This window comes from Gordonia iterans (genome assembly GCF_002993285.1).
Classification (GTDB): Bacteria; Actinomycetota; Actinomycetes; order Mycobacteriales; family Mycobacteriaceae; genus Gordonia; species Gordonia iterans.
In genome coordinates this window covers 1,360,812-1,385,452 of sequence record NZ_CP027433.1, presented here as the reverse complement: position 1 = coordinate 1,385,452, position 24,641 = coordinate 1,360,812, and the positions used below count along the sequence as shown (strand labels likewise).

The 24,641-nt window shown below is 70.6% G+C and carries 27 protein-coding genes and 2 pseudogenes; 6 read left to right on the top strand and 23 right to left on the bottom strand.

The genetic code is table 11. The annotated features are described in order from the left end of the window. Window positions 1–16: 16 nt before the first annotated feature. Genes C6V83_RS06525 through C6V83_RS06515 form a run of 3 tightly spaced genes read right to left on the bottom strand, consistent with a single transcriptional unit; the run spans window position 17 to window position 2,305 of the window. Window positions 17–865 carry an anti-sigma-D factor RsdA gene (locus tag C6V83_RS06525; RefSeq protein WP_105941708.1) on the bottom strand — a complete coding sequence of 283 codons (849 nt, stop codon included), beginning with the start codon at window positions 863–865 and terminating at the stop codon, window positions 17–19. Further along, window positions 862–1,434, bottom strand: coding sequence for a sigma-70 family RNA polymerase sigma factor (locus C6V83_RS06520; protein WP_105941707.1), 573 nt, complete (start codon window positions 1,432–1,434; stop codon window positions 862–864). The genes C6V83_RS06525 and C6V83_RS06520 overlap by 4 nt, the downstream gene beginning before the upstream one ends. A gap of 52 nt (window positions 1,435–1,486) precedes the next feature. After that, window positions 1,487–2,305 (bottom strand): hypothetical protein, encoded by an 819-nt coding sequence (locus C6V83_RS06515; protein WP_159067458.1) that lies wholly within the window; start codon window positions 2,303–2,305, stop codon window positions 1,487–1,489. Window positions 2,306–2,578: 273 nt separating this feature from the next. Between C6V83_RS06515 and C6V83_RS06510 the strand changes: the two genes are divergently transcribed. After that, window positions 2,579–2,878: a WhiB family transcriptional regulator gene (locus tag C6V83_RS06510; RefSeq protein ID WP_234353901.1), complete on the top strand. Its 300-nt coding sequence runs from the start codon at window positions 2,579–2,581 to the stop codon at window positions 2,876–2,878. A gap of 129 nt (window positions 2,879–3,007) precedes the next feature. Here the strand turns inward: C6V83_RS06510 and groES are convergent, their stop codons facing one another. Beyond that, on the bottom strand, window positions 3,008–3,307 hold the full coding sequence (gene groES / locus C6V83_RS06505; RefSeq protein ID WP_105941704.1) for a co-chaperone GroES: 300 nt from the start codon (window positions 3,305–3,307) through the stop codon (window positions 3,008–3,010). A gap of 120 nt (window positions 3,308–3,427) precedes the next feature. Between groES and C6V83_RS06500 the strand changes: the two genes are divergently transcribed. Further along, window positions 3,428–4,612, top strand: coding sequence for an alpha/beta hydrolase-fold protein (locus C6V83_RS06500; RefSeq protein ID WP_234353900.1), 1,185 nt, complete (start codon window positions 3,428–3,430; stop codon window positions 4,610–4,612). Window positions 4,613–4,779: 167 nt separating this feature from the next. On the opposite strand, the gene tsaD is transcribed toward C6V83_RS06500, so the two are convergent. The 15 genes from tsaD to rplM all read right to left on the bottom strand — a co-directional run bounded on the left by tsaD (window position 4,780) and on the right by rplM (window position 17,573). Next, the gene (gene tsaD, locus C6V83_RS06495; protein ID WP_105941702.1) at window positions 4,780–5,808 is read right to left on the bottom strand and encodes a tRNA (adenosine(37)-N6)-threonylcarbamoyltransferase complex transferase subunit TsaD; all 1,029 of its coding nucleotides are present in this window, start codon (window positions 5,806–5,808) and stop codon (window positions 4,780–4,782) included. Then, on the bottom strand, window positions 5,805–6,281 hold the full coding sequence (gene rimI, locus C6V83_RS06490) for a ribosomal protein S18-alanine N-acetyltransferase (RefSeq protein ID WP_105943769.1): 477 nt from the start codon (window positions 6,279–6,281) through the stop codon (window positions 5,805–5,807). The genes tsaD and rimI overlap by 4 nt, the downstream gene beginning before the upstream one ends. An 8-nt stretch (window positions 6,282–6,289) precedes the next feature. Beyond that, on the bottom strand, window positions 6,290–7,030 hold the full coding sequence (tsaB, locus tag C6V83_RS06485) for a tRNA (adenosine(37)-N6)-threonylcarbamoyltransferase complex dimerization subunit type 1 TsaB (RefSeq protein ID WP_105941701.1): 741 nt from the start codon (window positions 7,028–7,030) through the stop codon (window positions 6,290–6,292). Continuing rightward, window positions 7,023–7,484: a tRNA (adenosine(37)-N6)-threonylcarbamoyltransferase complex ATPase subunit type 1 TsaE gene (gene tsaE, locus C6V83_RS06480; RefSeq protein WP_105941700.1), complete on the bottom strand. Its 462-nt coding sequence runs from the start codon at window positions 7,482–7,484 to the stop codon at window positions 7,023–7,025. Before tsaE ends, tsaB begins: the two co-directional genes overlap by 8 nt. Further along, complete coding sequence (locus C6V83_RS06475; RefSeq protein WP_234353899.1) at window positions 7,471–8,619, bottom strand: alpha/beta fold hydrolase; 1,149 nt, start codon at window positions 8,617–8,619, stop codon at window positions 7,471–7,473. Before C6V83_RS06475 ends, tsaE begins: the two co-directional genes overlap by 14 nt. Then, window positions 8,616–9,791 carry an alanine racemase gene (alr, locus tag C6V83_RS06470; protein ID WP_105941699.1) on the bottom strand — a complete coding sequence of 392 codons (1,176 nt, stop codon included), beginning with the start codon at window positions 9,789–9,791 and terminating at the stop codon, window positions 8,616–8,618. Before alr ends, C6V83_RS06475 begins: the two co-directional genes overlap by 4 nt. Beyond that, a complete protein-coding gene (locus tag C6V83_RS06465; RefSeq protein ID WP_234353898.1) occupies window positions 9,788–11,218 on the bottom strand; it encodes an NAD(P)H-hydrate dehydratase in 1,431 nt (476 codons plus the stop codon). The genes alr and C6V83_RS06465 overlap by 4 nt, the downstream gene beginning before the upstream one ends. 2 nt (window positions 11,219–11,220) lie before the next feature. Continuing rightward, window positions 11,221–13,083: a glutamine--fructose-6-phosphate transaminase (isomerizing) gene (glmS, locus tag C6V83_RS06460; protein WP_105941698.1), complete on the bottom strand. Its 1,863-nt coding sequence runs from the start codon at window positions 13,081–13,083 to the stop codon at window positions 11,221–11,223. A 28-nt stretch (window positions 13,084–13,111) separates the two neighbouring features. After that, entirely contained in the window at window positions 13,112–14,065 is a 954-nt protein-coding gene (locus tag C6V83_RS06455) for an alpha/beta hydrolase (RefSeq protein ID WP_234353897.1), read from the bottom strand. A gap of 4 nt (window positions 14,066–14,069) precedes the next feature. Continuing rightward, the gene (locus C6V83_RS06450; RefSeq protein ID WP_105941697.1) at window positions 14,070–14,303 is read right to left on the bottom strand and encodes a hypothetical protein; all 234 of its coding nucleotides are present in this window, start codon (window positions 14,301–14,303) and stop codon (window positions 14,070–14,072) included. Further along, entirely contained in the window at window positions 14,300–14,860 is a 561-nt protein-coding gene (locus C6V83_RS06445; protein ID WP_105941696.1) for a hypothetical protein, read from the bottom strand. The genes C6V83_RS06450 and C6V83_RS06445 overlap by 4 nt, the downstream gene beginning before the upstream one ends. Beyond that, window positions 14,857–15,162, bottom strand: a complete 306-nt coding sequence (locus C6V83_RS06440) for a hypothetical protein (RefSeq protein WP_105941695.1) — start codon at window positions 15,160–15,162, stop codon at window positions 14,857–14,859. The genes C6V83_RS06445 and C6V83_RS06440 overlap by 4 nt, the downstream gene beginning before the upstream one ends. Window positions 15,163–15,276: 114 nt before the next feature. Then, a complete protein-coding gene (glmM, locus tag C6V83_RS06435) occupies window positions 15,277–16,614 on the bottom strand; it encodes a phosphoglucosamine mutase (protein WP_105941694.1) in 1,338 nt (445 codons plus the stop codon). After that, on the bottom strand, window positions 16,615–17,133 hold the full coding sequence (rpsI, locus tag C6V83_RS06430) for a 30S ribosomal protein S9 (protein ID WP_105941693.1): 519 nt from the start codon (window positions 17,131–17,133) through the stop codon (window positions 16,615–16,617). After that, window positions 17,130–17,573 (bottom strand): 50S ribosomal protein L13, encoded by a 444-nt coding sequence (rplM, locus tag C6V83_RS06425; protein WP_105941692.1) that lies wholly within the window; start codon window positions 17,571–17,573, stop codon window positions 17,130–17,132. The genes rpsI and rplM overlap by 4 nt, the downstream gene beginning before the upstream one ends. 210 nt (window positions 17,574–17,783) lie before the next feature. Between rplM and C6V83_RS06420 the strand changes: the two genes are divergently transcribed. Together C6V83_RS06420 and C6V83_RS06415 are read left to right on the top strand one after the other, a co-directional pair. Further along, a complete protein-coding gene (locus C6V83_RS06420; protein ID WP_105943765.1) occupies window positions 17,784–18,320 on the top strand; it encodes a YceI family protein in 537 nt (178 codons plus the stop codon). Between the two features lie 75 nt (window positions 18,321–18,395). After that, the gene (locus C6V83_RS06415) at window positions 18,396–18,710 is read left to right on the top strand and encodes an EthD family reductase (RefSeq protein ID WP_105941691.1); all 315 of its coding nucleotides are present in this window, start codon (window positions 18,396–18,398) and stop codon (window positions 18,708–18,710) included. A gap of 36 nt (window positions 18,711–18,746) precedes the next feature. Here the strand turns inward: C6V83_RS06415 and C6V83_RS06410 are convergent, their stop codons facing one another. Then, the gene (locus C6V83_RS06410) at window positions 18,747–19,991 is read right to left on the bottom strand and encodes an oxygenase MpaB family protein (RefSeq protein ID WP_105941690.1); all 1,245 of its coding nucleotides are present in this window, start codon (window positions 19,989–19,991) and stop codon (window positions 18,747–18,749) included. Between the two features lie 83 nt (window positions 19,992–20,074). On the opposite strand from C6V83_RS06410, the gene C6V83_RS06405 reads away from it, so the two are divergent. Continuing rightward, window positions 20,075–20,713, top strand: coding sequence for a TetR/AcrR family transcriptional regulator (locus C6V83_RS06405; protein WP_105941689.1), 639 nt, complete (start codon window positions 20,075–20,077; stop codon window positions 20,711–20,713). A gap of 401 nt (window positions 20,714–21,114) precedes the next feature. Here the strand turns inward: C6V83_RS06405 and C6V83_RS06400 are convergent. From C6V83_RS06400 to C6V83_RS19125, 3 genes and pseudogenes are all read right to left on the bottom strand, one after another. Then, window positions 21,115–22,424, bottom strand: a protein-coding gene (locus C6V83_RS06400; RefSeq protein WP_407646249.1) for an IS3 family transposase whose coding sequence is annotated in 2 segments (ribosomal slippage) — window positions 21,115–22,112 and window positions 22,112–22,424 — 1,311 coding nt in all. Because the reading frame shifts where the segments join, the coding sequence is not laid out codon by codon here. A 69-nt stretch (window positions 22,425–22,493) separates the two neighbouring features. Beyond that, window positions 22,494–22,939: pseudogene (locus C6V83_RS18690) on the bottom strand (IS3-like element ISPfr13 family transposase); the annotation flags it as partial. Next, window positions 22,940–23,269 (bottom strand): annotated as a pseudogene (locus C6V83_RS19125) (IS982 family transposase); the annotation flags it as partial. A 156-nt stretch (window positions 23,270–23,425) separates the two neighbouring features. Here C6V83_RS19125 and C6V83_RS06385 point away from each other — a divergent pair. Continuing rightward, a complete protein-coding gene (locus C6V83_RS06385) occupies window positions 23,426–24,484 on the top strand; it encodes an IS630 family transposase (RefSeq protein WP_105941687.1) in 1,059 nt (352 codons plus the stop codon). The last annotated feature ends 157 nt before the right edge of the window (window positions 24,485–24,641 follow it).

Genomic DNA, 24,641 nt, shown 5'->3' with positions numbered 1-24,641 from the left:
GCCGTTCTCCTGCCGGTCAGCGGCTGGGAACCGGTGAGACCTGCTCTGAAGCCGGACGAGACGGCGACCCGGACGACTGCGGAACCGACGACGACGGCGAGGACGGCGTCGACGACGACGGCGGAGGTGACGACGGCTGCGACGAGGGCCCGCTGGGCGTCACCGTCACGGTCACCGACGTCGGCGCTTCGGAGTCGCTGGTGACATCGGTCGGCAGCGACGCCGCGTCCGAACTCCGGGCGGCGGACAGCGGATCGTCCGGCTGGCCGTCGTCGTCGCGCAACCGCTTGATCCACTGCTGCATGCGTTCGCGGGTCGCCGGGTCGCTGACCGGACGCAGGTCACGCTCGGCGCGATCGACCAGCTCGACGGCCTTGCCCGTGTCGCCGGCCGCCAGCGCCTCTTCGGCGCGCTCGAGATTGTTCTGCACGTCGACGGTCGCCTGAGTCTGCGTCGCCTCCTCGGCGAAGACGACCTTCTTGACGTTCCACAGCGGATCGCCGGGCTGTGAGTTCTCCGAGAGAACCAGCAGGCCAGCCGCGGCGACGGCGGTGATCGCGGCGGCACCGGAGATCAGCCGCAGGTGGCGCGTGGCTGCGCGTCGCTTGGCCGTCGTCTCCTGCGCGGCGATCGCCTTCTCGACGTCGGCGAGCGTCGGCTGCACCGGTGCCGGCGCGGCCAGTGACTCGGTGCGCCAGGCGAACAGCAGTCCGCCCAGCTCGCGCTCCGCCGCGTCGGACAGCGGCAGTGCGCTGCCGACGATCAGAGCATCGAGGAACTCGTCGTCGTGCCGGACGGCGTTCAGGTCGACGGACACGGTGTCGTCGTTCGGTCCGCCCGCCGCGCGGATCTGGTCGTCAGTCACCGTTCACCTCCCTGGGTCATGAGCTTCTTCAGTTTCGCCAGCGCCCGGTGCTGCGCGACGCGGACCGCTCCGGCGCTGCTCCCGACCACTTCGGCGGTCTCCTCTGCCGACATGCCGACCACCAGGCGCAATACGAGGATCTCGCGCTGTTTCTCCGGCAGGTTCTCCAGCAGCCGGGCCATCCGGCGGCTGGCGTCGCTGTCGAGCGCGCGCTGCTCGGGCCCGGTGGACGTGTCGATGGATTCGGGCACGGCGTCGACCGGATCGGCCTTCACGCGGGCCGCCGAGCGCATGGCATCGGCGACCTTGTGCGAGGCGATGCCGTAGACGAACGCCATGAACGGGCGCCCCTGGTCTTGGTACCGGGGCACCGCCGTCATCACCGCCATCAACACCTCCTGCGCCACATCGTCGGCCGAGAACAGGTGCCGTTCGCCGGCACCCATCCGTGCCCGGCAGTAGCGGAGAACGGGTTCTCGCACACTCTCGAGCACTGAGCTCAGCGCTGCGCGGTCCCCGCGTGCCGCTTCCCGGACCTTCTGGTCCAGCGCCTCACCTGTCAGTTTCATCGTCTCGCTGTGCTCGAAGTGTTACATCGCCTCTGGTTCCGTTCGCACGAGCTTATCGACCGTGCCGCTCCCCGAGGGTCAGGGGCGCGATCGGCATGCCCCGACGGGCCAGGATCGCACGCAGGCGGTCGGCCTCCGCCGGATACTCTCCGCCCCCGGGCGTCACCCCGGTCAGCAGCGTCGCCGCCGCCCAGCGCAGCGGCGCCAGCCCCAGTTCCCCGGTGCGGTCGAAGACCTCCCGGGCGGCGCGCCGCGCCCCGGGCGTGTCACCGGCCGCCGCCGCCACCGCCGCGGCGATGAGTTCGGTCTTGAGTCGGTGCCGCGGCGAGGGCAGCCGTTCGGCGAGGATCTGAGAGGCGGCCGACGCGGACCGGGCGGTGTCGAGGTCGCCGGAGTACAGCCCCCACTCGGTGCGCACCCACGACACGCGCAACCGGACACGCGGCACGGTGCACCACTCCAGCTCCTCGCCGGCCTCGTCCGGCCCCGGCGGGAAGTGCTCGCCGAGGAATCGGTCGGCCCGGTCCAGAAGCGCGCGCGACCCGGCGAAGTCGGCGACGCCCAGCCCGTCGGCGGCGAGCCCGACGAGCCCGTCCACCCAGGCCGCCGCGAGCCAAGGGCCGCCCTGCCCGGTCGCCGCAGCCGAGGCCAGCCCACAGGCCCGCCCGTCGGCGGCCCGCGCGGCCCGGTGCCCGCCCGCCTGCCGGATCAGCGAACCTCGGGTGCTGGCCGCGAGAGAGGTCACCGCCGCGGAGGTACCGGCGGCCGCGGCGACCTCGTCGAGCACCGTGCGCGCGGCGGCGACCCGTCCGTGGGCTCCGAACTCCACAGCCCGCTCCCAGTGGTGCCGGCCGGTCGGCGCATCGATCATGATCCTCATCTCATCGGATTTCGCGGGGCGTAACACTCGGTGACATCCAGCCGTCGCCGATGCCTGTGCGTCACCGACATGTTTACTCCGCGTTACGCGGCTCCGGCGAAACCGCAGGAGCAGTTCCGTCCGTTAACCTTGCGGAAAAATTGCTGCTCAGAACCCTTGCAGAGGCTGTTTGACTCGTCAGATTTGCACACCCTAGCGTGAGCGATGCAAGCCAGCGGATCACCTGAGGACCACTGGAGAACCACTGAGAATAGGGAGTGCGCCGTGACCATCACCGCAGACCGACTGCCCGGGCCGAACGCCGACTTCTGGGACTGGCAGCGCCTGGGCGACTGCCGCGGGCTGGACTCCTCGGTGTTCTTCCACCCCGAGGGGGAACGCGGCCACGCCCGCATGCAGCGTGAGCGCCGCGCCAAGCAGATCTGCGCATCGTGCCCGGTGATCGAGCAGTGCCGCTCGCACGCGCTCGCCGTCGACGAAGTGTACGGAATCTGGGGCGGCCTGACCGAGCACGACCGGCATCTGCTCCGGCGCCGGCGCCCCGCGCACTCGCTGGCATCCTGACGGGGGTCTCGACTCCGCTCGACCACCGAAGACAGGCTCGACCACCGAACGACAGGCTCGACCACCGAACGACAGAACCGCCCCGGCAGGATTCCTGCCGGGGCGGTTCTGTGTGCGGTCTGGCGGTGATCAGCCGACGACGGCGAGGATGTCGCGCGCCGACAGGATCAGGTAGGCCTGACCGTCGTAGTTGATTTCGGTGCCGCCGTACTTGCTGTAGATGACGGTGTCGCCCTCGGCGACGTCGACCGGGATACGGTTCTCGCCCTCGTCATCCCAGCGGCCGGGGCCGACGGCGATGACCTTGCCCTCCTGGGGCTTCTCCTTGGCCGAATCCGGGATGACCAGACCGGAAGCGGTGGTCGTCTCGGCCTCGATGGCCTGCACAAGGATCTTGTCCTCAAGCGGCTTGATGTTCACGCCTGCCACGATGTCAGTCCTTCTCGTTTCGTGTGATTCGTTCAGAGTTGTCGGCTGGGGTTCGGGTGCCGCGTCGTCGCGGGTGCCGCGGCGGTGATCCGTCAGCCGCCTAGCACTCTACCCACGCGAGTGCCAGCACTCAACCCTTGGGGCCGCCAGTTCGGTCGGACGGCTAACCTGGCTCTCATCGAACCCCCGCCACCTCAACTGACTCCGGCGCTCGACGACGATCCCGACGACCCGTCGCACCAGCGTGTCACGCTCGCCTACGACGGCGCCCCGGACGCCGCCGGGGTCTTCGCCTGGGTCAACCGGATCACCGAAGGCCCCCGTGCCGCCGACGGACAGATGCGCCGGGACCGGTCGGGCCGCTGGTCCACCGAGTTCCGCGTTCCGCGGGGCGCCATGGCGTCGTATCGCTTCTACGTCTGTGCCGACGACGACCCCGCCTTCGTCGACGGCCGCGTGCACTTCTCGCGCGCAGTGGCCCGCGGCGCGGTGAACGATCCCGCGAATGCCGACTCCGTGGCCTCGCCGTTCGGCTCGGTGCTGCGCACCGACGGGGCACCGGATCTGTCCCGCTGGCGCCGCACCGGCCGGCCCGCGATCGCCCTCGCCGCCGCCGGCCCGCTCGACGCCGATCCGGATTCCGGCGACCCGGTCCGGTGGCGCCTCACCGAGCCGATCGGCCGCGACGCCCCCGGCCCGCCGCGTCTGGTGGTGCTGTTCGACGCCGGGGTGTGGTTCGACCGCTGCGACTTGCCGGGCGTCCTGGCGCGATCCCGGCTGCGGCGACCGGTCGCCCTGCTTGGAATCGACGCCCCCGCGCAGCCCGCCTCCCGGTTGCGGCTGCTCGGCGCGAACCGCGACGTCCTGCGGGCCGTCGCCGAGCTGCTGGATCGGGCACGGCGGCGGCTCGGCTGGGACCGGTGCCCGGCTGTGTGGGCCGGCCAGAGCCTCGGCGGACTGTCCGCCCTCGCCGCGGCGGCCTGGTTCCCGGACGCCGTCGACGAGGTCCTCGCGTACTCGCCGTCGATGTGGTGGCGGCCCGGTCTGACCGCCCGCCCGGCCGACTTCACCGGCGAGCGCAGCTGGATCGCCGACGAACTCGCGGCGGCCGGCGACGACCACGGCGCTCGGGCGCCGGTGCACGTGGCGGTGGGCGACTACGAAGACCTGCTGGTCGAGCCGGTCGAAGCGCTCGCCGACGAGCTGGCAGCTGCGGGCCTGCCGGTGCGGTCGACCCGGTACGCCGGCGGCCACGACCTGCCGTGGTGGGCGCACCTGCTGTGGCGGGACCTGAGCGAGAACTGAGTGTCTAGTGTCCCGTGTCGAAAGTTCTTTCGCGGTATGCCGGGGCCCGATGAACGTCTGGCGGCGTTGTCCTCGGTCAGGATACCTGCCGGTATCCCTCCCTCGTCCGCCTTGCCGGCCGCCCATCGGACTCCCGGCAACCATCGAGAAACTTCCGACACGGGACACTAGAGCTTGCTGATCTGCACCGACATGCCCGGATCGGTCGCCACCGTCAGCGGTGACGGCGGAGCTCCCCCGCCGATGACATGCGCGCCCAGCGTGGCCACCATGACCCCGTTGTCGGTGCACAGCCGCGGCTTGGGCACGCGCAGGTCCACGCCCGCGGCGTCGGCGCGCTCGGCGGCCAGTTCCCGGATCCGGCTGTTGGCCGTGGCCCCGCCGCCGAGCACCAGCGTGTCGACGCCGCGCTCGGCGCACGCGCGCATCGCCTTCGCCGTCAGGACGTCGGCCACCGCCTCCTGGAACGACGCCGCCACGTCCGGGACGCGGACCTCGCGACCGGCGCGCACCTCCCCCTCGACGTACCGGGCGACCGCCGTCTTGAGGCCGCTGAAGGAGAAGTCGTACGGGGCATCGCGCGGCCCGGTGAGGCCCCGCGGGAAGGGGATCGCCGCCGGGTCGCCGTCGCGGGCCATCGCATCGATCGCCGGCCCGCCCGGATAGCCGAGGTCGAGCAGTCGCGCCACCTTGTCGAAGGCCTCGCCTGCCGCGTCGTCGATGGTGGTGCCGAGTTCGTCGAGGGGATGTGCCAGATCGTCGATCCCGAGCAGGTGCGTATGCCCGCCGGAGACCAGCAGCGCCACCGCCGACGGCATCGGACCGTGCTCCAGGGTGTCGACGGCGACGTGCCCACCGAGGTGGTTCACCGCGTACAGCGGAACGTCCCACGCCAGCGCATAGGCCTTGGCCGCGGCGACGCCGACCAGCAGCGCCCCGGCCAAGCCCGGACCGATCGTCACCGCGATGGCGTCCGGCCGATCGATCCCGGCGGCCTCGCGCGCCCGCCGCATCGTCGGCACCATGGCCTCCAGGTGCGCCCGCGAGGCCACCTCGGGCACCACACCGCCGTACCGCGCATGCTCGTCCTGGCTGCTGGCCACCTCGTCGGCCAGCAGCGTCGCCGACTCACCGTCCCACGACACGATCCCCACGCCGGTCTCGTCGCACGAGCTCTCGATCCCCATCACGATCACGGGTTGCCGGCCTCCTCCCGCACGGGCCGCACCATGGTGAAGGCATCGGCGCCGGACGGCTGATAGTAGTTGCGGCGCACGCCGGCCACGGCGAACCCCGAGTTCTCGTACAGGGCGATCGCCGGCGCGTTGTCGGTGCGCACCTCCAGGAATACCGGTGCGGCGTGCGCGTCGGCAACAGCCAGCATCGCGTCCATCAGCGCGCGACCGCCGCCGGTCCCCTGGTGTCCCGGCTCGACGGCGATGGTGTGCACCTCGCACTCGTGGCCGCCGGGCGGGCCGAGCACGCTGATGCCCGCGTATCCGGTCACCGGAGCCCCGGCCTCGTCGCGCAGCGCGAAGTAGCGATTGTGCGCGGCCGCGAGCTCGCTGACGAATCCGGTCAACGGCCACGGCGAGTCCCCGGCGAACAGCTCGGCCTCCAGTTCCGCGCAACGCGGCAGATCACGCGGGGTCAACGCATCGACGATCATCGCGCGCACTACAGCAGCGACTTGCGCCGCTGGTCCTTCAGCTCCACGGCGTCCGGCCGGCGCAGATACAGCGGCACCAGCGGTGCGTCGCCCCTTGCCCTCGCCAGATCGCCCCTTGCCCTCGCCAGATCGCCCCTTGCCCTCGCCAGATCGCCCCTTGAGCTTGTCGAAAGGTACGCAGCCACCAGCGACGCCGGGGTCGGAACGGTGGCCGCCGCCACCGGAAGACCGTAGCGATCGGTGAAGCCGGGTGTACCGGCGACGACGGCCGCCCCGCCCGGGTCGACGTCGCCGGGTGCGCTGACTTCCGGTCCGGCGACGCGCTCGCCGCCCGAATAGCGCGCCCAGTACGCCTCGCGCCGGCGGGCGTCGGTCACCACGAGCACCTCGGAGGACTCGGTCACCGCCGCGGCGATCGCGTCCAGCGAGCACACGCCGTGGACGGGCAGGTCGAGCGCGTCGGCGTACGCGGCGGCGGTGGCCATGCCCACCCGGAGCCCGGTGAACGGGCCGGGCCCGCATCCCACCACGACGGCGTCGAGGTCGGCGCCGGTCGCCCCGGCGTCGGCCAGCACCTCACGGATCAGGGTGGTGAGCACCTCCGCATGCCGCCGGTGATCGTCGATCACTCGCTGCGCCGGAGTCTGCCGCTGCCCGTCCGCGGTCAGCCGGACCACGCCGGCCACGACCGACGGCGTCGCGGTGTCCAGCGCCAGGATCAGCCGATCCGGCACTCGGGTCTCACTCATTGCTCACCCATTTCCAGTGCGCGTGCCGGACCTCGGAGTCGTCGTCGCGGCGCAGGCGCACCAGCAGATAGTCGTCGACCAGTCGCTCGGCGACGCCCTCGCCCCATTCGACCACCACCACCGAGTCGGCCAGGTCGGTGTCCAGATCGAGCGCGTCGAGATCGTCGAGCCCGTCGAGCCGGTAGGCGTCGACGTGAATCAGCCCCGGCCGGTCCGGGGCACCCGCGGCGTGCTGCCGCGCGATGATGAAGGTCGGCGACGACACCCGTCCGGTGACGCCCAGGCCGGCGGCGATCCCCCGGGTCAGGGCCGTCTTGCCCGCTCCGAGCGGCCCGTCCAGGATCACCAGGTCGCCGGCGCGCAGCATCGACGCCAGCTCGGCGCCGAACGCCTCGGTGTCGGCCGGTTCGGGCAGTTCCCGCGTGCCCGCAACGCCACGCTCAAGCCCGCTCATCGCGCCCCCAATACCACCGCATCCGCGGCCGCCCGCGGGCGGGCCGCTCCCGCTGCACCAGATTGTCGATCGCGTCGTTCACCAGATCCGGATACTCCATCGGCAGCATGTGCCCGCAGCCTTCGCCGATCACCAGTCGGGAGTCGTCGCCGAGCTCGGAGAACATCCGGACCGAGAGCGGCAGCGGGGTCAGCCGGTCGACGTCGCCGCACATCACCACCGACGGGACCTGCGCGAGCACCGGTAGCGCGGTCGACTCGTCGTGACTCTCCAGCGCATGCAGAAAGTTGACCATCGTCGAGATGGAGGTGTTCTGAATCATCTTCTCCACGGCCCGCTCGGTCGCCGGGCTGTAGTACTCGGGGCCGAAACTGGCGGCCACCAGCACCGGCTGGACGGCCTGCCGGGTGATGCCGCGCCCGGCCTGCACCAGGCGCGGGAAGTACCGGACGGACAGGCGCAGGGCGTCGACGACCGGGTTGTTGAGGCCCTCGCCCAGCCCGGCTTCGGTGATGCCGCGCGCGGCCGTCGAGATCAGTCCGACGCCGCTGACCCGCCCCTTGTAGCCGAACATCTCCGGGTTGCTGCGCGCCATTGCCATGATCGTCATCCCGCCCATCGAGTGCCCGATCAGGACGACCGGGCCGGTGGGCGCGACTGCGCGGATCACCGCGGCGAGGTCGTCGCCCAGCTGCGGGATCGAGCAGCTCGCCGTGGGTGCGGGGTCGCTGCGGCCGTGACCGCGCTGGTCGTAGAAGACCATCTTGATGCGGCGGTCGGCCCATCGCTGAGCCAGTCCGTAACGCTGGAAGTGCCACGAGGCCATCCGCAGAGTGAAGCCGTGAACAAAGATCACGGTCGCCTCGGGCTTCGACGGCGCGGCCTGCGCCTCGAGGCCGCCGCCGGTGAGGACGGTGCGCACAGAAATCCCGACGCCGTCGTCGAGGATCACCGTCGAGGACTCGTCACTGTAGATCGCGGTGAAGTCGACGTCGGCATGCGGGTCGACCGCCGCGCCCTGCTTCTTGCGACGTCGCCGGCGCAGCACGTTGCCGCCGACGGTGGCACCCAGCGAACCGACGTCTTTCAGGCCCGACGACCACGCGACCGGCCGGCGCTGCTCGGGCTCGGTCACGACGCCGTCCCTTCCGCCTCGTCGGCGCCGTCGCCGACGTAGCGCCGCACGGCACGGCCGCGGACGCCGCTGACGATCTCGTAGTCGATGGTGCCGATCGCCGCCGCCCAGTCCGCGGCGGTGGGAACGCGCGGGCGACCGGCCGGGGTGGGGCCGAACAGCACCGCCCGGTCCCCTTCGCGCACGCCGCCGCCGTCGGGACCCAGATCGATCACCAGCTGGTCCATGCAGATGCGGCCCACCCCGGGGAACCGGCGGTCGCCGACCACGGCGTCGAACCGCCCGGACAGCAACCGCGGCACCCCGTCGGCGTATCCGGCGGGCAGCACCGCGACGACCGTGTCGCGCGGCGCGATCCACCGGTGGCCGTACGAGACGCCCTGCCCGGCCGGGATGCGTTTGATCAGTGCGACCTCGGCGGTGAGCGTCATCGCCGGGATCAGCCCGAAATCGCCCTGCTCCGGGATCGGCGAGCAGCCGTAGACCGCCAGGCCCGGGCGCACCAGGTCGCGAGCCAGGTCCGGGCGGGTCAGCGCGGCCGGGGAGTTCGCGATGTGCGTCAGCTCCGGCACCACGCCCAGGCGGCGCAGGTCGTCGGCGGCGGCATCCAGACGCTGCGCCTGCTCGGTGTTCAGCGGGTTGTCCGGCTCGTCGCCACAGGCCAGGTGACACATCATCGCGCGCAGTCGCACAGCGCCCTCGGCCTGTGCCTGTGCCAGGTCGTGGGCCGTCTGCGGCCACTCGTCGAGGGCGATGCCGCTGCGACCCAGACCGGTGTCGACTTTGGCGGTGACGGTGGCGGTGGTTCCGGTGCGCCGGGCCGCCGCCACGACGGCCGCGAGCTGACGCGGTGAGGAGATCGCGATATCGATGTCCGCGGTGATCGCGGCGTCGAAGTCCGCGCCGGGTGCGTGCAGCCAGGAGGTGATGTGCGCGTCGATCCCGGCGGCGCGCAGCGCCAGCGCCTCGGCGAGATGCGCGGTGCCGAGCTCGGCCGCTCCGGCGCGGAGCGCCGCACGGGCCACCGGCACGGCGCCGTGACCGTAGCCGTTGGCCTTGACCACGGCGATGACCGACGTCCCGGCGCATTCGGTGATCACCCCGACGTTGTGCGCGATCGCCGACAGGTCGACGGTCGCGGTGAGCGGTGCGGTGGAGGTCGACACGGTCATCGGCCGGCCTCCCCGATCTCGCGGAGCGCGTCGGGCAATGCCGCGGCCAGCGCGGACGCCCCGATCGGGATGGCACCGTCGTGGCTCGCCAGCCGCGCGGCCACGGCATGCGCCCGCGCGGCGGCCGCTCCGGCGAGTTGCGGCGGCGTCCCGGCGGCCAGCAGGGCACCGGCGATGCCGGACAGGACGTCACCGGCGCCCGCCGTCGCGGCAGCCGAGCCGCCGGCGTCGTTGCCGAGCACGCGGCCGTCCGGTGCGGCCACCAGGGTGATCCGACCCTTGAGCAGGACGGTGCTCCCCGACCGCGCGGCGAGTGCGCGGACCGCGGACAGGCGGTCGTCCCCCACGGGCGCGCCCGCCAGCCGTTCGAACTCTCCGGCGTGCGGCGTCAGCAGCGTCGGCGCGGCCCGCTCGAGCAGTTCGGGCCGACGGGCGACCACCGTGAGGCCGTCGGCGTCGACCAGAACCGGAAGTTCGGTGGCCAGGACCTGCTCCACCAGCGTCTCGGCGTCACCGTCGGTGCCGATGCCGGGCCCGACGACCCACGCCTGCACGGTGCCGGCGTCGGCGAGGCCGGTGACCGCCACTACCTCCGGACGGTGCGTCACCACCTGCGGGGCAGCCGCGCCGACGTAGCGGGTCATACCCGAGGTCGCCGCCACGGAACCGGCCGTGCTGAGCACGGCGGCTCCGGGATACCGGGCCGAACCGGCGACGATGCCGACCACGCCCTGGGTGTACTTGTCGTCCTGCGGACCGGGCCGCGGCCACAGCAGCGCCACCTCCCGGTCGGTCAGGCTCGCCACGTCCTGCGCACCGCTCGCGGTGAGGTCCAGACCGATGTCGACCACTTCGACGCGCCCGCACGAGGGAGCGGCGAGCAGGTGCGCCAGCCGACGCTCACCGAAGGTGACGCAGACCTCGGCCCGCACTGCGGGGTCGTGCACCACGCCGGTGTCCGGGTCGACCCCCGACGGGAGGTCCACCGCGAGGACGGGAGCGGCGGTCGACGCGAACAACTCCGCCGCGGCCGGTCGGAGCGGGCCGCGCCCGCCGAGACCGACGACGGCGTCGATCACGACATCGGTGTCGGCCGCGAGTCGTTCGACGATCCGCCCACCCGCGCGCCGAAACGCGGCGAGCCCGCCGGGGTGCGCGGAATCGGGTGCCAGCAGCACGGCGTCCACGGCGACTCCGCGACGACGCAGCAGCGCCCCGGCGTACAGGGCGTCGCCGCCGTTGTTGCCGGCTCCCACCACCAGTCCGGCGCGTCGCCCGTACACGCCGCCGCACCGGGCCGCGAGTTCGGCGGCGGTCACCCGCGCGACGCCGGCCGCGGCGCGTGCCATCAGCACACCCCCGGTGAGCAGATCGCCGGTCGCTTCTTCCGCGGCACGGATCCGGTCCGCGGTGTAGTAGCCGATCACGGCTACTCGACCGTCACCGATTTCGCGAGGTTACGCGGCTTGTCGACGTCGTACCCCCGCTCCTGCGCGACGGTGGCGGCGAACACCTGCAGGGGCACGGTCGACACCAGCGGCTGCAGCAGCGTCGGCGTGTGCGGGATGGGGATCAGGTGGTCGGCCACTGCGGCGGCGGCGTCGTCACCGGGCTCGGCGATGACGATGGTGCGTGCCCCACGGGCCTGGATCTCGCGGATGTTGCTGATCATCTTGGAATGCAGCACGGCGCGGCCCTCCGGCGACGGCATCACGATGATCACCGGCAGACCGTCCTCGATCAGGGCGATCGGGCCGTGCTTGAGTTCCCCGGCCGCGAAGCCCTCGGCGTGGATGTAGGCGAGTTCTTTGAGCTTGAGCGCTCCCTCGAGCGCGACCGGATAGCCGACGTGCCTGCCGAGGAACAGGACCGTGTCGCTCCCGGCGTACCCGCGTGCCAGCTCGCGCACCGGCTCCATCTGCTCGAGGACTTCTTCCACTGCGGCCGGGATGGCTTCCAGCGCACGGAACTCGCTGACCACCTCGTCGGGGTACTTGGTGCCCACGGCTTGCGCCAGCGCCAGGCCCACCATGTAGGCGGCGGCGATCTGTGCCAGGAAGCATTTGGTGGAGGCGACGCCGATCTCCGGGCCCGCGTGCGTGTAGAGGACGGCGTCGGACTCGCGCGGGATCTGGGCGCCGTTGGTGTTGCAGATGGCCAGGACCCGGGCCTTCTGATCCTTGGCGTGGCGCACTGCCTCCAGGGTGTCGGCGGTCTCGCCGGACTGGCTGATCGCGACCACCAGCGTCGACCGGTCCAGCACCGGGTCGCGGTAGCGGAACTCGCTGGCCAGCTCCACCTCGACGGGCAGGCGGGTCCAGTGCTCGATCGCGTACTTGGCGATCATCCCGGCGTGGTAGGCGGTGCCGCAGGCGACGACGAAGACCTTGTCGACGTCGCGGAGGTCCTGGTCGGACAGGCGCTGTTCGTCGAGCACGATGCGGCCGCCCTCGAGGTGCCCGAGGAGGGTGTTCGCCAGCGCCTCGGGCTGCTCGGCGATCTCTTTGAGCATGAAGTACTCGTAGCCGCCCTTCTCCGCAGCCGCCAGGTCCCAGTCGATGTGGAAGGGCTTTCCGCCGGTGGGGTTGCCGTCGAAGTCGGTGATGTCGAAGGAGTCCGCGGTGATCACCACCACCTCGTCCTGGCCGAGTTCGATCGCGTCGCGGGTGTGCTCGATGAACGCGGTCACGTCGGACGCGACGAACATCTCGTCCTGCCCGACGCCGACCACCAGCGGGGTGGAGCGGCGGGCGGCGACGATGGTGCCGGGGTGTTCGGCCGACATGAACACGACGGTGAACGCGCCCTCCAGCCGCCGCAGCGTCGCATACGCGCTGGCCACGAAGTCGCCCGCGTGCACGCCATGCCGGTATTCGCGAGCCAGCAGGTGCACCGCGGTCTCGGTGTCGGTGTCCGAATCGAACTCGACGCCGAGATCCTCCAGCTCGGCGCGCAGGGGCGCGTAGTTCTCGATGATCCCGTTGTGCACCACCGAGAAGTCCTCTGCGCGGTCCTGGTGGGGATGTGCGTTGCGGTCGGTCGGCTGACCGTGCGTGGCCCAGCGGGTGTGTCCGGTGCCGGTGGTGCCCGACAGGTTCTCCGCCCCGACCTCGGCGATCGCCTTCTCCAGGTTCTCCAGCCGGCCGGCCTTCTTCTCCACGCGGATGGCGCCGTCGCCGTCGGCGATGGCGACGCCGGCGGAGTCGTAGCCGCGGTACTCCATGCGCCGCAGGGCCTCGATGACGATGGGAAGGGCCGGGCGGTGCCCCACGTACCCGATGATTCCGCACATGGTCGTCGAGTTTACCCGCGGAGAATCGTCAGGCGGAGCGCAGACTCCGCTGCGCGCGCGGATCCTCGTCGGCGTCGGGTTTGAACGGTGCCACGCCCAGCAGTTGGGAGAAGTGGTCGACGTCGGCCGGCCGCTGCGTCGCCGGGTCGACGGCGACGAGATCGCCCATCGCCGCGTCCGGATCGGCGAAGGCGGCATAGGCCGGGTTGTCGGTCAACCGGTGCAGCACATAGCCGGTGACCTGCGCACGGACCGCGGCGTGGATCTTCCGTTCGGCCCCGTTGAAGCCGATCAGCGACGTGAGCGTCGGCTTCTCCAGCAGGCCGCGCGCATCGGCTCCGAGCAGCGTGCGCAGCACCACCTCACCGCCGAGGGCGTGAGCCAGGGCCAGCGCGTTGCCGGTCATGGAGTCGATCTCATCGGCGCCGGCCACGATCAGCGCGGGCGCGGTGACGGTCTGCGCAGCAGGCAGCAGGCTCGACGTCGTCGGCGCCGGAAACAACGTGACCAGTGCCTTCACCGGGATCTGCGGCCGGCCCAGGAGCGCCTCGACGGAGGCCGCGCGCACGGCGGCCGCCGCGCCGAAGCCGTGTCCGGCCAGACCGACGCGTTCGGGGTTCACAGTGATGGCGCCTGCGGTGCCCAGCTGCACCGACTGCACGACGGTCAGCGCCGCCCGCAGGTCGGTGCCGAGTTCGATGTCGGAGGCCAGCGGCCCCTGTTCGGAGTCGGGCGCGGCGACCACGATCCCCCAGGACGCGAGATGGAACATCAGATCGCGATAGGCCCTGCTGCCGCGCAGCCAGGCGTGGCCGAAGGCGAGGGCAGGCAGATCTTTGCCGGTTCGCGGCGCGAAGACCTGTCCGGACAGCCCGACGATGCCGAGGTCGCCGCGATCCACTTTGTGTGGTCCGCGACGCGCCAGCTGCTTCATCAGCTTCTCCGGTGGAGGCGGCGGTACGTCCTTCTTGATCCCGAACACGGCTCTACCCTATCGCCGCGTCCGGGCGCGAACGCGGCCCAGTGCGTAAACGCGCCGCACCGAAGCTCACCGGCGCCATCAGCCGGGGCAGGACTTCGGTCTCGGCGCGGTCCACCGCAGCGGTGCGGCCGGGCTCGGCGCGGATCCAGTCCCGTCGGCCCTCGTAGGTACGACGCGCCGCGGCCAGGTCGGCCCGCGCTCGTGCGCCGATCGCCTCCAGGCGCGCCAGCGTGCTCACCGATCGCCCGCCAGCACGAGTTCGCCGGGTGAGCGCCAGTCGTCGTGCAGCGCACCGATTCCGTCGTCCACCGCCCGGGAGGCGGCGAGCCCGGCGGCCCGCACCAGGTCGAGCCGGGCGCTGAGTTCCTCGCGCGCCTCGGCGGGCCCGATGCCGGCTGCGAGCGGCTGCGCCGCGCCGGCCATCACAGCCCGGTAGTCGGCGATCACCTCGCCGAGGATCTCGTGCGCCGCCGTCGCCGTCCGGGCCTGCGTTCCCAGGTCTGCGGCAGCGGGGGCCAGCTGTCCCGACAAGGTGGCCGACGCCACGGCCAGCGCGTCGGCGCCCGCGCCGGTCCAGCTCTGCGGGAGGTCGGTCTGCACCGACTCCAGCAGGCTCAGCGTCTCGCCGACCGACGCGGCGTCGGCCCGCAACGATCGGGCCACCGACCCGAACCCCTCCAGGTCGAATGCCGTCACGGCGGCGTGCGGAGCACTCACCTCGTCGTCGTCGAACGCGAAGCCGCTGCAGTTCCGCCAGCTGCGCAGCAAGACCAAGAAGGCGTCGATCGGGTTCATCGCGGCACCGTACGGTCGACGCCCCCGACCGCCGTCCGGTCCGCTTCGGCCACCGCAGCCATATGAGCGCCGACCCGGGCGGCCAGCTCGTCGACACCCGCACCGCATGCAGTGAGCCGCTGAGCGATCAGCTCCAGCCGGCCGCGTAGCGCCGCAGCCGCTTCACGCTGGGTCGGGGTCCGCGCCCAGTCGTGGCCGGCCGCGAGCCGGTGCGCCGACCCTTCCAGCGCCGCGGCGACGGCGTTCTGCCTGTTGACGAGCAGTTCCAGAGCAGCGGCGTCGAGCCGCAATCCATCGTTCATACCGATTTAGACGCAGCAGACCGCCGTCCGGTTCCCTCGACACGCCGAAGAGTCCGGATCAGGCGACGCGGACCGGCTCGCGAGCGACGGAGCAGTGATGCACCGCCCCCGGGCTCATACGCCGGCGACGACCTGGGCGACCCGCTGCGCGATCTCGCGCGCGTCGTCGGCAGTCGTCGCCTCGACCATGACGCGGACGAGTTGCTCGGTTCCGGAGGGGCGCAACAGGATCCGGCCGGTGCCGTCGAGCTGCGCCTGTGCCGCGGCGACGGCTTGCTGCACACTGTCGGCGGCAGCCACGGCGTGCTTGTCGGTCACCGAGACGTTGATCAGCTCCTGCGGCAGCACCGACATCACCGCGGCCAGGTCCGCCAGCCGGGTGCGGGTCTCGGCGACGCGGCGGGCCAGCAGCAGACCGGTGAGGACACCGTCGCCGGTGGTGCCCGCCGACGGAATCACGATGTGCCCGGACTGCTCGCCGCCGAGCGCATAGCCGCCCGAGCGCAGTTCTTCGAGCACGTAGCGGTCGCCGACGCCGGTCACGCGGACCTCGATGCCGGCCTCCTTCATCGCCAGATGCAGTCCGAGATTGCTCATCACGGTCGCCACCAGGACGTCGTCGGTCAACGCGCCGCGCTCATGCATGGCCAGCGCCAGGATGGCCATGATCTGATCGCCGTCGACGACGGCGCCGGTGGAGTCGACGGCCAGGCAGCGATCGGCGTCGCCGTCGTGTGCCAGGCCGAGGTCGGCGCCGTGCTCGAGCACGGCGGCCTGGAGGTTGCCGAGGTGCGTGGAGCCGCAGCCGTCGTTGATGTTGAGGCCGTCGGGTTCGGCGTGGATGGGGATCACCTGCGCACCGGCGGCGGCGTAGGCCTGCGGCCCGATGTGCGAGGCGGCGCCGTTGGCGCAGTCGACGACGATCGTCAGGCCGTCGAGATGACTGCCGCCGCTGGCGACGAGATGGTCGAGGTAGCGGTGCACCGCGTCGGGGGCGTCGACCAGCCGGCCGACGTCCGCACCGACCGGGCGGGGCCAGGTCCCGCCCATCGCCGCTTCGATCGCGTCTTCGACGTCGTCGGCGAGCTTGTGCCCACCGGCGCCGAAGAGCTTGATGCCGTTGTCCGGCATGGGATTGTGGGAGGCGGAGATCATCACGCCGAAGTCCGCCGCGTAGTCGGCGGTCAGGAAGGCCACGGCCGGGGTCGGCACCACGCCGACCCGGATCGCGTCGGCGCCTGCGGCGGCCAGACCGGCGCACAGCGCGGCTTCCAAGAGTTCGCCCGATGCGCGCGGGTCACGTCCGACCACCACTCGGGGGCGGGTGCCGGAGTCGAGAGCGTCTGCACCGAGAACGCAAACGGCGGCCGAGGCCAGGCCCAGCGCCAGCTCTGCGGTGAGCTGGTCGTTGGCCCGGCCCCGGACGCCGTCGGTGCCGAAAAGACGTGCCACTTAGCGCTTGCTGTACTGCGAAGCCTTGCGGGCCTTCTTCAGGCCGTACTTCTTGCGCTCGACGGCACGCGGGTCGCGCGTGAGGAAGCCGGCCTTCTTGAGGGCCGGACGGTCCTCGGGGCTGACCTCGATCAGGGCGCGGGCGATCGCCAGGCGCAGTGCGCCGGCCTGGCCCGAGGGGCCGCCACCGACCAGCTTGGCGTGGACGTCGAACACGTCCGGACGCTCGACGGTGACCAGCGGAGCCTTGATCAGCTGCTGGTGCACCTTGTTCGGGAAATAGTCCTCGAGGGCGCGGCCGTTGAGCGTGAACTCGCCGGTGCCCGGCAGCAGGCGGACGCGGACGACGGCCTCCTTGCGGCGGCCGACGGTCTGGATCGGACGGTCGATGACGACCGGTCCGCGCGAGACGACCTCGTCGGCCGGGGCGTCGGCCGACTCGGTGGTGTACGCGCCGTCTTCCAGCACGACCTCTTCGTCAACGACCTCGACGTCGTTGTTCACGTTCTCGTTGGTCACTGGGACACCTGCTTGATCTCGAAGGGAACGGGGCGCTGAGCGGCGTGCGGGTGGTTCGGGCCGGCGTAGACCTTCAGCTTCGATGCGATCTGGTCGCCGAGCTTGTTCTTGGGGATCATGCCCTTGATGGCCTTCTCCACGAGACGGTCCGGACGGGTCGCCAGAACCTCGCCCATGGTGCGGGACTTCAGGCCGCCCGGGTGACCCGAGTGGTGGTAGATCTTCTTGTCGTCGGCCTTGTTGCCGCTGAGCGCGATCTTGTCGGCGTTGATGATGATGACGTAGTCGCCGCCGTCCATGTGCGGGGCGTAGGTCGGCTTGTGCTTTCCGCGCAGCAGGTTCGCAGCCTGCACGGAGAGGCGGCCGAGCACCACGTCGGTGGCGTCGATGACGTACCACTCGCGGGTGATGTCACCGGCCTTCGGGGTGTAGGTAGGCACAGTAGTCCTCACTGTTGTTCTCTTCTGCCGGTCGGATGCACTGGCACAGCGTGTTCCCGGCGACCGGTGGGGACCCGGGGCTGAGCGCCACCTCCCGGAGACGGGACGTGGGCCAGGCACCAGCGATCCAGAGTACGCCGGGGCCGTCGCCCCGGTCAAAATGACCGAAGTCCCTGGATGCCTCCTCGCGGGCCTGACAGGGTGGACGCCATGAGCGACACCCGCACCGTGACCGCCGCCGACGGCGAACTGCTCCTGTACACCGGCACCGCCGGGCGAGCCGCCCGCACCGGGCACAAGCTGACGATCCGGATGAATCAGTGGACGGCGGAGACGACGTTCGACGACGACGGCCACCCCACCTCCGTGCAGCTGACCGTCGAGGTCGACTCGCTGGAGGTTCTCAAGGGCGAAGGCGGCCTCGCGCCGTGGACCGGCGCAGAGGCGGGCGTCGCCCGCGGCAACGCCCTCAAGTCGCTCGATGCGAAGAAGTTCCCGGACATCACCTACCGCTCCAGTGCGGTCGTGCGCGACGGCGACGCGTACGCCGTCGAGGGCGAGCTCACCGTCCACGGCGTCACCCGGCAGCATCCGCTGACCGTGACCGCCGACGGCGACGTCTTCTCGTGCGAGACCGTCGTGACCCAGACCGACTTCAAGGTCAAACCGTTCTCGCTCATGATGGGCACCGTCAAGGTGGCCGACGACGTCCACCTGACGATCACCGCGACGGTCCCGGCGTCCTGACGCGGGTGTCCTGATTCCGGACGGTTTCGTCCGAGCGCGTGCCGCCCAGGCCGATCGACCGCTAGCGTCGCGATCATGACTTATCGCCTTCATGTGATGTACGGACACCCGTCCGACCCCGCCGCGTTCGACGCCTACTACGAGGGCACCCACGCCCCGATCGCCACGCAGATCCCCGACCTGCTGTCGGTGGAGATCATGAAGGCCGCTCCCGACCCCGAGGGCAATCAGCCGCCCTACTACCTGATCGCCGCACTGACCTTCCCATCCGCCGAGGCGATGGCGGCCGCACTCGGCTCACCGGCCGGGCAGGCCGCGCTGGCCGACGTGGCGAACTTCGCCGACGGCGGGGTCACCACTGTCTCCGGCCCGGTCGTCAAGCCGCTGTAGCCCGTTCCCGCGGCCCCCCCACGCCGCGACCTGACCCTAGGCCGCGGCTGCGCGGGAGGCGACGTGCGCGGAGTCGCCGATACGGACGTCGTCACCGGCCATGGTGCGCAGGAACGCCTTGGTCTCCCGGTCGCCGCGCCGAGACGCCCGCTCGAGTCCGCCGGACCGCAGTTTGGCGGCGGAACGGAGCAGGTTCACCGGGGTGCGCAACACCGGATACCAGGGCAGCACCACGGGATTCAGCCCGAGGTTCCGCATGGCCTGGGGGCCGAGGAAGCCTTCGGTGATCGACAGGTGCTGGCTGCGGGCGATCCGGCGGCGCAGTCGCGGCGCGGTGTCGTAGTGCCATTGGTCGGGGTCTCCGGCCATCGGCCGGGCGAGCAGCTTCGAGGTCTCGTCCGGGATGGCCAGTGCGGCCGAAGTATGGATGAGCAGTCGCACCGAGTCCCGGAAGTCCCGCGGCAGCAGCTCGTCGCGGACTCCGATCAGCCAGCCGACGTAGCGGGTCAGGTGGGCGATCGCCTCGTACTCGCGCGGACGGTTGATCAGGCCCATGCCGATGCCGCCCACGCTCGGGGCGATCAGCGAGCCGACCAGGGTGGCGGCCATGTCGGTCTGGTTGATCGGCAGGCCCCATTTCCGGTCGTCCCAGTCGGGCATCGCCTCGACGTGCCGACGCACCATCGAGTGGATGAACCGCACGTGCAGGGTGGACTGGTAGCCCACGCCGCCGGGGCGCAGCCCGTCGGGCGTAATCACGTCCAGCGCCCACTGGGTGGTTTCGGCGAAGCGGGCGTTCGACCCCTTCTCCAGCGCGCCGGTGCGCAGCAGTGTCTGGTTGAAGCCGGAGTACTGGTAGCCGCCGATCAGGGCGACGTCGCGGGCGAGGTAGAGGCCGTCGGCCCCGCCGCTGCGCATCACCGCCGCGGCGAGGCGGAGCTTGTCCTCGTCGACCCAGTCGGGAACGGCCTCGTAGGTCTCGAAGAAGGTGCGCAGTTGCGGCGGCGCGTCGGGCACCGCGGCGATCCCCTCGGACAGCGCTTGCCGGAACAGCGGCTTGGTCTCGGCGACGCCCTTCTCGAACATCCAGTCCACCAGCGCGTCCATCTCCTGGTCACCGGCGTAGAGGAGCTCTCCCAGCCGGGCGAACTCGGCATCGCCGGGCACCGGCGGCACGCCGAGAAGCCGGCCGATCACCCGCATGCCTGCCGCCACCGGGACGGGCTTGCGGGGAAACCGAGCGGGCAGCGGGCGGGAGTCTGCATCGACGGGCTGAGTCATGGCTCGGTCCCTTCCAGGGCTGTCGGGCGATATTGGAACACGGCTGTGTTCCAAAACGTACGACCGCGGCTATAGTGCTGTCAATGGGACGCGAGGCGGCCGTCCGCGACTACGGCGGACTGAGTGCACAGCAGCGGCGCGACGAGCGCCGTCGCCGGCTGATCGACGCCGCCCGAACGCTCTGGGGCGGTGCCGGGCTGGACGCGGTGAGCGTCCGCGGCGTGTGCGCCGCGTCGGGTCTGACGCACCGCTACTTCTACGAGCAGTTCGCGAATCGTGACGAGTTGCTGGTGGCGGTCGCCGGCCAGGTCCGCGAACAACTGGTGCAGATCCTGCTGGAGACCAGCGACGCCGCCGGCGGCCCCGCCGACCAGCGCTTCCGGGCGGCGTTGACCGCGTTCCTTCAGGCGTTCTCCGACGACCCGGAGTTCCACCGCATCATGACCACCGACGTCGCCGGCGTCGCGGGACTGGAGACCTGGGAGCACGACACCCTGGACGTGATCGCCGATCTGATGGTCCAGTACGGCGCCGAAGCCGAGGGCGTCGCTCCGCCGAACGGACCCGAGGCCCGGCGGCGAGCCCGCTTCATGGTCGGCGGCGTCAACCATCTGCTCGCAGGCTGGCTCGCCGAGCCGGACGTCACCGCCGCCGAACTCGCCGAGGCGTGCACCGAGTACTGCATGGCCCTCGCTCGGGTTCCGGCCCACGCACGACGCTGAGCACAGGTGCCAGAACGGCCGGCCAGCGCCGACTGCCAGCCTGCAGCCCGCGCTCGACACAATACGGCCGGCGGACATCCCCTCCAATAGGTCCAGCTATGTTTCGGGGCGCCCTGGCCGACCGCACACACGGCGTTCTGCGAGGTCGCCCGCGGGACTCCCGGACCTCTCAAACAAGAACTATGCGAATTCTGGGTTTCCTATGAGGATGCGATCCGGAGGATAAGTGACACTCCAGGAATCGTAGCCCTCATTGTTGGGAACGATCCTGATATTTGCACCCCGATCGAAAGCAACTTCCAACGTGTCAGCCCCGGGTTTCTTGGAGACTGATTTAGTTGGTTTCCTTGGTTGCCAGAGCCGAGTTGGCCTGGACGTGTGATCGGCCTGCAGTGGCCGTGTCAGGCGGCGTTCTTGTCGTCGGCTGCTTGATCGAGGCTGGCCCAGTAGGCGGCCTCGTACTCGGCGGGCGGGACGTGTCCGAGCTCGCCGTGGAGCCGTCGCTGGTTGTACCAGTCGACCCACTCGGCGGTGGCGATCTCGAGGTCATCGATGCCGTGCCACATCCCCTTGCGTCGCTGCCTGGGGCCGCGGACCAGCTCGGCCTTGTACAGCGAGTTCAGCGCCTCGGCCATCGCGTTGTCGTAACTGTCGCCCTTGGACCCCACCGAGGCGACCACGTCGGCCTCAGCGAGCCGCTGGGTGTAGCGGATCGCTCGGTACTGGGCGCCCCTGTCGGAGTGGTGGACCAGTCCGGTCAGGTCCCGCCCGTCGCGCTGGCGACGCCAGATCCCCATCTGCAGCGCGTCCAGGGCGAGGTCGGTGTAGAGGCCCGTCGAGACCTGCCAGCCCACGATCATCCGCGAGTAGACGTCCAGTACGAACGCCGCGTACACCCACCCCGACATCGTCCTCACATATGTCAGATCCGCTACCCACAACCGGTCGGGCCGCGACGCGGTGAAGTCACGGTCGACCAGGTCAGCGGGCCGGCCGGTCTCCGCCGCGGGCCTGGTGGTGCGGGGATGCTTGTCGCGGAGCACACCCCGCAGCCCGGCGGTCCGCATCAGCCGCTCGACCGTGCACCGCGCCACCGACTCCCGGCCCGGCCCCGCCGACTGGCCGGGCTGGCTCGGCATCTGCCGGTTGATCTCGTGCCACACCTTCCTCGCGCCGTAGACCTCCATGTTCTCCTCGTGCACCTTCCTGATCATCTTGGTCAACTCCTCATCACGGATCGACCGCGGCGAAGCGGGCCGAGCCTTGTAGGCGTAGTAGGTCGACGACGCGATCTCGGCACTCGTGCCCTCCAAGGCAGCCAAGACCGGCTGGACGCCGCCGTGTTCCTCCGCAACGGAGTCCACGAACTCGACCCTCAACGCCGTGGGAACAGCTACCTCGCCGGACGGTCCAGCCCCGCGGCGAAGAAAGCCGATGCCTGCTTCAAGATCGTGTTCGCCCGCCGCAACTCACGGTTCTCCCGCTCCAACTCCGCGATCCGGCCCGCCTCGGCCGAGGTGACACCCGGCACGACACCGCCGTCGATCTCGGCCTGCTTCACCCACGTCCGCAACGCCTCGGGATGCACCCCGAGCTGGTCCGCAATCCGCTCAATCGCACCGACCTTCGATGCCCGATCCCGCCGAGCCTCCACCGCCAACCGAGTGGCCCGCTCCCTCAACTCCAACGGGTACTTACGCTGTGCTGCCATCTTCCTCTGTTCCTCCAGGTTTCGATGTCTCCATCAAACCCGGGGCGGGACACGGGGCGCTTCAGTGTGTGCGTCGGTGACGGTCCGGGCGGCCGGGCGTGCGGTGCGCCAGGCCCGGTAGGTGCGTGCCGCGATCGTGCACCCCTGCTCGGTGAGCACTCGGCAGATCGACTCGACGGCAAATCCCTTGTGGCGCAGTGAATCTATGAATCCCATGATCATCGGTTTCGGGGGTCGAGTTCCCCCACGAAGAAACTGGTTGCCGCTTTCAAGATCGCGACGTCCTCGCGCAGGCGCCTGTTCTCGGCCTTCAGTCGCTTGATCTCGGCGAGTTCCTCGGTGGTCGTGCCGGCGCGGGCTCCGTCGTCGACCTGCCACTGCAGGATCCAGCGGCGGACGGTCTCCTTGCCGACACCGAGCTGCTTGGCGAACGCCGTGGCCGCGGCAGTCGCAGTCGCGTACTCAGCTCCATGCTCGCGCCACAGGCGCTCAGCACGGGCCCGACGGTGATTCAAGTCTCCGCCGACCCCGCAGAGTGCGGTCAGGGTGCGGGTGAGCCAGGCCATCGTCGGGGCCAGCGCGCGCAGGCGTTTGTTGTAGCCGGGTTGCTGCGGCAGGTTCGGGAACATGCCGAGCAGGTTCTGGTGGGCGTACCGCAGCCAGCGGCGTTCGCTCGGGTAGCCCAGCAACGCCTGCATGACCGCCAGGGTGAGCAGTTCGGGATCGCTGATGGCCGGTGTGAAACATCCCGGTCGCGGTGCCGGGACTCGCTCGGGGTGGGCGGCGAGAAGGTCGTCGCAGGTGACGTAGAGTGCGGTAGCGAGGTCGTCCAGATCGGTGAGCATCTCGGCTCCTATGTCGATGTTGTTGTTAGCAACACCGATCCTGGGCGACCTCGCGCTCAGATCCCACGCGACACACCAGTCACATCGCCGGGAATCACTCATCTAGTGTCGCGTGTCGTTAATTCATAAACGCTTTGGTGGGTGGGAGAATGGGGTATGGCGAATGCACCTGCTCCGGCTATTGCGCTTCGTGATGGCGATGATGTTGAACTCGACAGGATCTTGCGGTCGACGACGGCCTCGGCTGGTCTGGTGAAACGAGCTCGTATCGTTTCCCTTGCTGCGCAGGGGGTGTCGAACGCGCGGATTCGGGAGTTGACCGGGGCGTCGAGTGCGACGGTGGTCAAGTGGCGGACCCGGTATCTGCACGACGGGATCGCGGGGCTGGCCGATACCGCCCGTCCGGGTCGTCCCCGCCGGGTCGATCACGCCGACATCGTTGCGGCCACCCTGACGCCGCCGCCGAAGAAGTACGACATCACGCACTGGTCCTCACGGCTGCTGGCACGACATTTGAAGATCGGGAACGCCACGGTCTCACGCGCCTGGCGCGAGTACGGAGTCCAGCCCTGGCGGGCCGGGACGTTCAAGTACTCCACCGATCCCGAGCTGGTTGCCAAAGTGACCGACGTGGTCGGCCTGTACCTGGCGCCGCCGGAGAACGCGATCGTGCTCAGCGTGGACGAGAAGTCCCAGATCCAGGCCCTGGACCGGACCGCGCCGATGCTGCCCATGCAGCCCGGGCAGATCGAACGCCGCACCCACGACTACAAACGCCACGGCACCACCACCCTGTTCGCCGCCCTGGAGATCGCCACCGGGCAGGTCACCGCCGCAGTCAAGCCGCGCCACCGCCACCAGGAGTTCCTGGCGTTCCTGCGGCAACTGGATCGCACCTACCCCGACCAGGAACTGCACTTGGTCATGGACAACTACGCCACCGGCAAGACCCCCGAAGTGAAAGACTGGCTCGCCCGACACAAGAACTTCCACGTCCACTTCACCCCGACCTCAGCGTCCTGGCTCAACCTCGTCGAAGTCTGGTTCGGCATCATCGACCGACAAGCCATCCGCCGCGGGATCTTCACCTCAGTCAAAGACCTCAACACCAAAATCCGCGCCTTCATCACCGGCTGGAACGACCGCAAACACCCCTTCGTCTGGACCAAGACCGCCGACGAAATCCTGACGAAAGCCCAACCGGCTAGGAATTAATGAAACGCGACACTAGCGGATGAGACAGGCGAGCCCCAGTTCGGCTGAGAAGACGGCGAGGACCCCGCTGATGGGGGATGGGCGTTCGAGATGATGTGGGCCGATCGGCGCCAAGTGCCCGCGTCCACTTACCGGGACGCGGGCCCTTGGCGGCGGT

Excerpts from the sequence above, each read along its gene's own strand:
- alr (WP_105941699.1), bottom strand. The coding sequence starts at position 9,791 with ATGACCGTGTCGACCTCCACCGCACCGCTCACCGCGACCGTCGACCTG.
- tsaE (WP_105941700.1), bottom strand. The coding sequence starts at position 7,484 with ATGAGCGGGCTTGAGCGTGGCGTTGCGGGCACGCGGGAACTGCCCGAA.
- C6V83_RS06520 (WP_105941707.1), bottom strand. The coding sequence starts at position 1,434 with ATGAAACTGACAGGTGAGGCGCTGGACCAGAAGGTCCGGGAAGCGGCA.
- tsaB (WP_105941701.1), bottom strand. The coding sequence starts at position 7,030 with ATGAGTGAGACCCGAGTGCCGGATCGGCTGATCCTGGCGCTGGACACC.
- C6V83_RS06415 (WP_105941691.1), top strand. The coding sequence starts at position 18,396 with ATGACTTATCGCCTTCATGTGATGTACGGACACCCGTCCGACCCCGCC.
- C6V83_RS06410 (WP_105941690.1), bottom strand. The coding sequence starts at position 19,991 with ATGACTCAGCCCGTCGATGCAGACTCCCGCCCGCTGCCCGCTCGGTTT.
- C6V83_RS06445 (WP_105941696.1), bottom strand. The coding sequence starts at position 14,860 with ATGAACCCGATCGACGCCTTCTTGGTCTTGCTGCGCAGCTGGCGGAAC.
- glmS (WP_105941698.1), bottom strand. The coding sequence starts at position 13,083 with ATGTGCGGAATCATCGGGTACGTGGGGCACCGCCCGGCCCTTCCCATC.
- C6V83_RS06420 (WP_105943765.1), top strand. The coding sequence starts at position 17,784 with ATGAGCGACACCCGCACCGTGACCGCCGCCGACGGCGAACTGCTCCTG.
- rimI (WP_105943769.1), bottom strand. The coding sequence starts at position 6,281 with ATGATCGTCGATGCGTTGACCCCGCGTGATCTGCCGCGTTGCGCGGAA.
- C6V83_RS06385 (WP_105941687.1), top strand. The coding sequence starts at position 23,426 with ATGGCGAATGCACCTGCTCCGGCTATTGCGCTTCGTGATGGCGATGAT.
- C6V83_RS06440 (WP_105941695.1), bottom strand. The coding sequence starts at position 15,162 with ATGAACGATGGATTGCGGCTCGACGCCGCTGCTCTGGAACTGCTCGTC.
- C6V83_RS06405 (WP_105941689.1), top strand. The coding sequence starts at position 20,075 with ATGGGACGCGAGGCGGCCGTCCGCGACTACGGCGGACTGAGTGCACAG.
- C6V83_RS06515 (WP_159067458.1), bottom strand. The coding sequence starts at position 2,305 with ATGATCGATGCGCCGACCGGCCGGCACCACTGGGAGCGGGCTGTGGAG.